Annotated in this window: 4 protein-coding genes; 2 read left to right on the top strand and 2 right to left on the bottom strand. The window is 67.7% G+C overall.

Annotation, left to right across the window (positions count from 1 at the left end):
• A partial coding sequence (locus CIC12_RS15215) for a translocation and assembly module protein TamB (protein WP_168664914.1) occupies positions 1-3,015 on the bottom strand: 3,015 nt, incomplete at its 3' end.
• A 28-nt stretch (positions 3,016-3,043) separates the two neighbouring features.
• Positions 3,044-4,879, bottom strand: a complete 1,836-nt coding sequence (locus tag CIC12_RS15210) for an autotransporter assembly complex protein TamA (protein ID WP_168664917.1) — start codon at positions 4,877-4,879, stop codon at positions 3,044-3,046.
• Positions 4,880-5,103: 224 nt separating this feature from the next.
• Between CIC12_RS15210 and CIC12_RS15205 the strand changes: the two genes are divergently transcribed.
• Positions 5,104-5,289, top strand: coding sequence for a DUF3460 family protein (locus tag CIC12_RS15205; protein WP_168664913.1), 186 nt, complete (start codon positions 5,104-5,106; stop codon positions 5,287-5,289).
• Between the two features lie 16 nt (positions 5,290-5,305).
• Positions 5,306-6,181: a segregation and condensation protein A gene (locus CIC12_RS15200; protein ID WP_168664912.1), complete on the top strand. Its 876-nt coding sequence runs from the start codon at positions 5,306-5,308 to the stop codon at positions 6,179-6,181.
• The last annotated feature ends 153 nt before the right edge of the window (positions 6,182-6,334 follow it).

Here is a 6,334-nt window from a genome sequence, read left to right as displayed (position 1 = left end):
TGCGTGCAGCGTCGCGTTGAGCCGGTTGCCGCCGCTGAATTCGGCGCGCGCGCTGATCTCTGAGATGCCGGTCGACGCGAGCCCACGACCGATCTCGACCGTGACGTCGCCGCTGCGCCGTCGCAACTGGATGTGCCCGCTCGCCGTGGCGCCGAGCGAGAAATCCCAGTCGCCGTCGAACACCAGATCGGTTTTGACGGCTGGCGGCTCGCCGGTGATCTCGTGGCGCAACTGCTGCAAACGCGTGAGCGAAATGTCGGTCAGGCTGCCCGCGGACTGGATCCTGCCGTGATCGAATGCGAACGACTTCAGACTCAGCACCGCGCCTTCGAGCGTCAGCCGCGTCGCGCCGAGCGTCAGCCGGTTCGGCGCGGCGCTTACCGCAAGCGGCGACTCGAGATTCAACGCCGGCGTGCCACGGTTCTGCAGACGCGTCACGCTGCCGTCCCAGCGCGTGCCGTCGCGCGCTTCGGTCAGCTTGCCGTTGGCGGCGAGCGTCAAGTCGAGTGGCCGGTCCTGCAGCTTGCCGGTGGCCGCCGCTTCGAACGTGTGATTGGCGCGCGTGCCGGACAGGCGCGCGGTGAGCGTGCTCAGGTCGACGCCGCCCGCGCTGAGATTGCGCGCGTCGGTGGTGAACGCGAGCGCGCCGTTCGCGCCGTCGCGCAGTTCAGCGCGGCCTTCCGCATGGCCCAAGCGGTTGCTGCCGAACACCACGCTGTCGGCCTTGTAGCTCAGCGTGACGTTCGGGTGCGCGAACGAGCCGGTGACGTCGCCATCGGCGGCGATGAGCCCTGCGAGGCCGAAACCGAGCCGCTCGAGCTGCGGCGCGTCGATGCGAAACCGCAGCCGGTCGCCGCTCGCGCCGAAGCTGCCCTGCACATCGACCTGGTTGCCCGCCACCGACAGATTCGCGCGGCTCGGCAGAATCCGCGAGCCGGCCAGCTGAATCGTACCGCCGCCAGTCAGCGGCAGATTGTCATAGACACTCGGGCCCAACTTGAATTCGGCCCTGGTCGTGAAGACGGGACCGAGCACGCCGGCTGCGGTGAGCGTGCCGTTCACTCGCGCTTCGATCTTGCGTGCGGCAGGCGCGGCACGTGTGGCGGCGCGAGCCGGCGCGGGCGTCCTGCGCTGCACCACCTCGGTCTGCACCGCGACTTTGGCCGTGTGTTTCGCTATCGCGGCGGCCTGGTCGCCCGGCGCCGCGCTTCTTGCGCCAGCGGTGCTGCCGGCTTGCGCCGCGGCCTGCGCGGTGCGCGCGCGCTGCGCGCCGCTCGCCGCGGGCGCTGGCCCCGCGACCGGCTCGCGCGACGGCATCTGCGAAGCCAGCGTCAGCGGGTCGAAATCGGTCAGTTGCGCTTTCAGGTTGTAGGTGGAATTCGCGTCGTGCTTGAGCGCGCCGGACAAATCGATGCGCCCGCGTCCCGACGTGATGCGCACGTCGTTAAAGCTCATCCGGGCGGGATCGAACGTCACTTTGCCCTGGGCGCGCAGCGCCGCGCGCGAATCGGCGAGATCGAGCGTGAGGCTCTGAATGTCGTCGTTCAGGCGGATGCCGATGGTCCCGGCGAGCTGCGTGGGGCGCACCGTCGCCTGCAGCGCATTCAGGTCGAGCCCGGCTACGCGCAGATCGAACTGCCCGCGCCGGCCGGTCAACTCGCCGCCGCCGGTGATCGTCGCGTTGCGGACGATCCGCACGTTCAGGTTCGAGATGCGCTGGGCCTGGGCGTCGAGCCGCACGTCGGCGTTGGCGTCGATCAGTGGCAGCAGGTTCTGGTCGATCGCGCCGGGTTTCGCATTGACGATCGATACGTGGCCGGCGACCGCGAAGCCTGCGGCGCCGGTTTGCGCGGCGTCGTGCTTGCCGTGGCCGGCGGCGTGGTTCGCAGTCGCGCTGCCGCCTGGAACGACGGCGCTGGCCTGTCCCGACGCGCCGCCCACCGCGCCGCGGGCGACCTCCGGCGCACCGCCCGGACGATCCGCGACCGTCCCGCTGGCAGCGCGCGCCCCCGCGACACCGCTCGCGCCCGGCGCCCCGGCCTCATCCTGCCCCACCGGCTGCAACTCCGCGCGCACAGCCAGATCGGCCAGCGGCGCGCCGGGCGCGAAGGCTTGCGGGTTGACATGGTCGAAGCTCAGCGTCGCACGTTGCAAGGGCACCGCGGCGAACGGCGTAGCCTCCACCCGCGCATGGCCGGCGAGCTTCATACCGGTGGCGTCGAGCTCGGCGACAAGCTGTTTGAGCGAGCCGCCCAGATGCCCGCGTACCTCCACCGCCTCGTTATTGACCTTGCCCGAATAGCCGACCTCGCCGGTGAGCGGGAACGGCTGCACGCCGTCGAGCTTCGCCGACGCCGTCACCGCGCCGAACGGCGTATCGAGCCGCTCGATGGCGGCCTCGTGATGGCGTCCGTCGCTGCGTCCATGAAATGCGAAGCGCGTCAGTTCGGTGGTCGACGCGCCCTGGTGCAGCAGCAGCTTGTCGACCTGCACGTCGCGCACGTCGAGCTGCATCGGCAAGCGCAGGTCCTGCGGCAACTTCAGCGGTTCACTGCTGCTCGACGACGACGCGCCGATCCGCGCGTCGATCGTACCGACATGCAGGTACTCGATCGTGAAGCGCCACGGTTCGCGCGCGAGCGCCCAGCGGCCGGCGACGCGATCGATCTGGATATCGGTGCCGCTGCCGTCGAGGCTGCGCCAGCGCACCTGCCGCAGTTGCACGCCGTTCGCGAGCGTGCCGCCCTCCAGCGTGCCGCCCAGCCGACCGTCCAGCAGCCTGAGCGCCGCCTGCCACACATAGGCGGTGCCGCGCTCGGTGGTCAGCGCGCCATACAGCAGCCCGACCGCCAGCCCGAGCAACAGCACCAACACCAGCACCGTCGAGACGAACGTTTTCAGCAGCACACGGCCGAGCCGATGCCTGCGCGGCGGCGGCTCGGGCGGGGGCCGCTGTCCGGGCGGATTGGCGCCGGGCGGCTGCGGGTTGGGCGGGTCGGCCGCGTCCGTGGTCATGCGCGAATCATGTCAAAACAGGTTTTCATCAGAAGGCGATACCAAGCGTGAGATATGGCCGCACGCGATTGTCGCGGATCCCATAAGCGATATCGACATTGACCGGGCCGACCGGACTGCGCCAGCGCGCCCCGATGCCGACACCCGGATAGAAGACTTTTTCGCCCCAGGTGTCGGTGGCGGTGCCGATGTCGAAGAACGCGGCCGCGCCCCAGTCGTGCGAGAACCAGTGCTGATACTCGGCCGCCGCCGTCACGAGATATTTGGTGGGCAGCACCGAACCGCCGACGTTGTTGCCGATGCTCTGGAAACCGTAGCCGCGTACCGAGTTCGATCCGCCCGCCCGAAACAGCAGCGACGCCGGTATGCCGCTCGACGGACCGCTCGTGAACACGCCGCCGAGCTCGGCCCGGATCAGCACGATGTCGTCCTTGCCGATCGGCAGGTATTGCTGGCCGCGCGCGTAGCCGCGGATAAAGGTCTGATCGGTCAGCACGCCCTTGATCGCGAAGCCTGCCTCAGCATGAATCAGATTGCCTCTGCGCGGGAACAGGGGGTCGTCGGTGTCGCGCCGGGTCCAGGACCACGCGGGCACCAGCGCGCGCGCGGTGGAAGGCGGAGCCGTGTTCTGGTCGAGCCGGTCCTGGTAGTACAGCAGCGAGTAGTTGTAGTCGAGGAACTGCGACGTGCGGGCGCGCTGAACGCCGCCCCGGATACTGTAGATACGTGTGTCGGACACGTCGGTGGTGGTGTAGGACGCCAGCACGCTGTTGGTCCACCCGCGCAGCCCCGGGGGCATCGAGAGCTGGATTTGCCCGTATTGCTGGGTTTGGTCCGCGCGGCCTTCGACGGTGAACGGCCATGCCTTGCCAAACGTGTTCAGATAGGTGTACGCGCCTTGGACGAGGGGGCCGTTATCGGTCGAGTAGCCCACCCCGCCGCGGAAACCGTGAAACGGAAACTCCGAGATCTTCACATGGACCGGTGTGTTGATCGGCTTGGTCGGGTCGTTATCCAGGTCGATCGCGACGCTCGCGAAGTACGGCGTGTTCTGCAACTGCCGCTGCAGTTCGGCGACGCGGCGCGTGTCGTAGATGTCGCCGGGCGAAATCGGATTGACGTTGTGGACGATCCGCTCGGGATAGTGCCGCGTGCCCGATACGTCGAGCTCGCCCATCGTGAAGGTCGGCCCGCTTTCGTAGGTGACCGACAGTGTCGCCTCATGCGTGCGCGGATCGACCCGCGCCTCGGAGTGGTAGATCTTCGCGGCCAGATAGCGGCGCGAAGAGAGGACTCTGAGCGACGCGTTCTTGGCGTCGTCCCAGGCGCTCTGCGAGAACGGTTCGCCCTCATGCAGCGAAAATGCGAAGCGCGTGGCGTTTTCCTGCTCAGGGTCTTCGGTGAGTACCGCGCCGCGAAACGCCAGCGTAACCGACTTGACGATGGTTTGCGGGCCCGGATCGACGTTGACCGTGACGCGCCGTGTGTCGTCGACGGTACGCACATCCGTGCTGACGACCGGCGTGAAATAGCCCTGCGTCGCGGCCAGATCACGCACCTGCTGCGGCGTGGCGGTAATCAGGAAGGCGAACTGGTCGGCGCTGACGTCGGGGCGTTTGGCGAAACGGGCAATGTCCAGGTGCGCTTCGAGCAGCCGGCGCAGCGAACGCGGCGTGGCCACGACGTCGACCTTGTAGCTTGCCGCCGCGCGCGCGGCATGCGCGTCGCCGGCCGCCAGCGTCAGCATGACGATCCCGAAAGCCAGCCACGCGTGCAGCCGGCACAGCACGGACGCCGCACGCCCGGGCCCCGAGCCGGCCTTGCCGCGCCGCAGACGCGGCTTGTCGATCGCACCTCCCGCCAAACGGGACCTCCCAGCCATGATTGATGATTTTTCCCGCCTGGCCGCGCGGCGGCCGTGGCATGCTATTTGACCACATTGGCGGGCCGTGATATCTCAAAAAGGGCCGCTCTCGCCGTTTTTCGACCGCGCGCGGCGCATGCGGTAAAATTCCAGTACAACGGTGCTGCGCCTTGCCAGGTTCCTGCCGGGCAGCCGCCCACTCACCCACTCACGGACGTCGAGCCATGTATCAATCGGACATCACCCAGTTCCTGAACCAGCTCAAGCAACAGAAGCCCAATCTGGAAGCCGAGCAGCGCCGCGGCCGCGCGCTGCTGTGGGACAAACAGCCGATCGATCTCGAAGAACGCGCCGCGCAGAAAGCCTCGCGCGTGGAACAGACGTCTTACTCGTACTATCAGAACTTCTAAGCGCCCCGTCGCCGCAATGACTCACGCCGACGAGGTACACGGCCCCGCGCCGGCCCCCGCCGACGCCGCGCTGGCCGCGCCCGCCACCGATTCGACGCCCGACACCGTCGACGGCATCGCCTTCGCGCGCCTGTACGGCGAGCCGCTGTTCAAGCTGCCGACCGACCTGTACATCCCGCCGGATGCGCTCGAGGTGTTCCTCGAAACATTCGAAGGACCGCTGGATCTGCTGCTGTACCTGATCCGCAAGCAGAACTTCAACGTGCTCGACATCCCGATGGCGGACGTCACGGTGCAATACCTCGGCTACGTCGACCAGTTGCGCCAGACCAACCTCGAACTCGCGTCCGAATATCTGCTGATGGCCGCGATGCTCATCGAGATCAAGTCGCGCATGCTGCTGCCGGTGAAGAAGGCCGACAGCGGCGAGGAAGCCGAGGATCCCCGCGCGGAACTGGTGCGCCGCCTGCTCGAATACGAGCAGATGAAGCTCGCCGCGCAACGCATCGACCAGTTGCCGCAACTCGGGCGCGACTTCCTGCGCGCCGAGGTGTATATCGAGCAGAGCATCACGCCGCGTTTTCCGGACGTGAACAGCGAGGATCTACGCAGCGCGTGGGCCGATGTGATCAAGCGCGCGAAGCTCGTGCAGCATCACAAGATTTCGCGCGAGGAGCTGTCGGTGCGAGAGCATATGAGCTCGATCCTGCGGCAACTGCAAAACGCGCGCTTCGTCGAGTTCTCCGATCTGTTCGACACCAGCAAGGGCGTGCCGGTCGTGGTGGTGAACTTCATCGCCGTGCTCGAGCTGTGCCGCGAGTCGCTCGTCGAAATCACCCAGGCGGAGCCGTTTGCGCCGATCTATGTGCGGCTCGCCTATTTGCCGGCCTGACGCCGTCAATGCCACGCGCACCGCAGCCGCTCGCGCCTGCGCACCGGCGGCGGCCTCACGGCTTGCCTCGTTTCGGTGCGCCAAGCCCACAAATCCACTACAATCCCGCGCTTCAAACCCGTCATCGTCAATGAGACGGCGGCCCGCGCGATT

This window comes from Paraburkholderia sp. SG-MS1, assembly GCF_012275575.1.
In the GTDB taxonomy this organism is placed as follows: domain Bacteria; phylum Pseudomonadota; class Gammaproteobacteria; order Burkholderiales; family Burkholderiaceae; genus Paraburkholderia.
Note: the sequence above shows the minus strand (reverse complement) of the source record. Positions and strands in the feature narration are given on the sequence as shown.

Bases quoted from the DNA above. Each gene is read 5' to 3' on its own strand.
- CIC12_RS15205 (WP_168664913.1), top strand. From the start codon at position 5,104: ATGTATCAATCGGACATCACCCAGTTCCTGAACCAGCTCAAGCAACAG.
- CIC12_RS15200 (WP_168664912.1), top strand. From the start codon at position 5,306: ATGACTCACGCCGACGAGGTACACGGCCCCGCGCCGGCCCCCGCCGAC.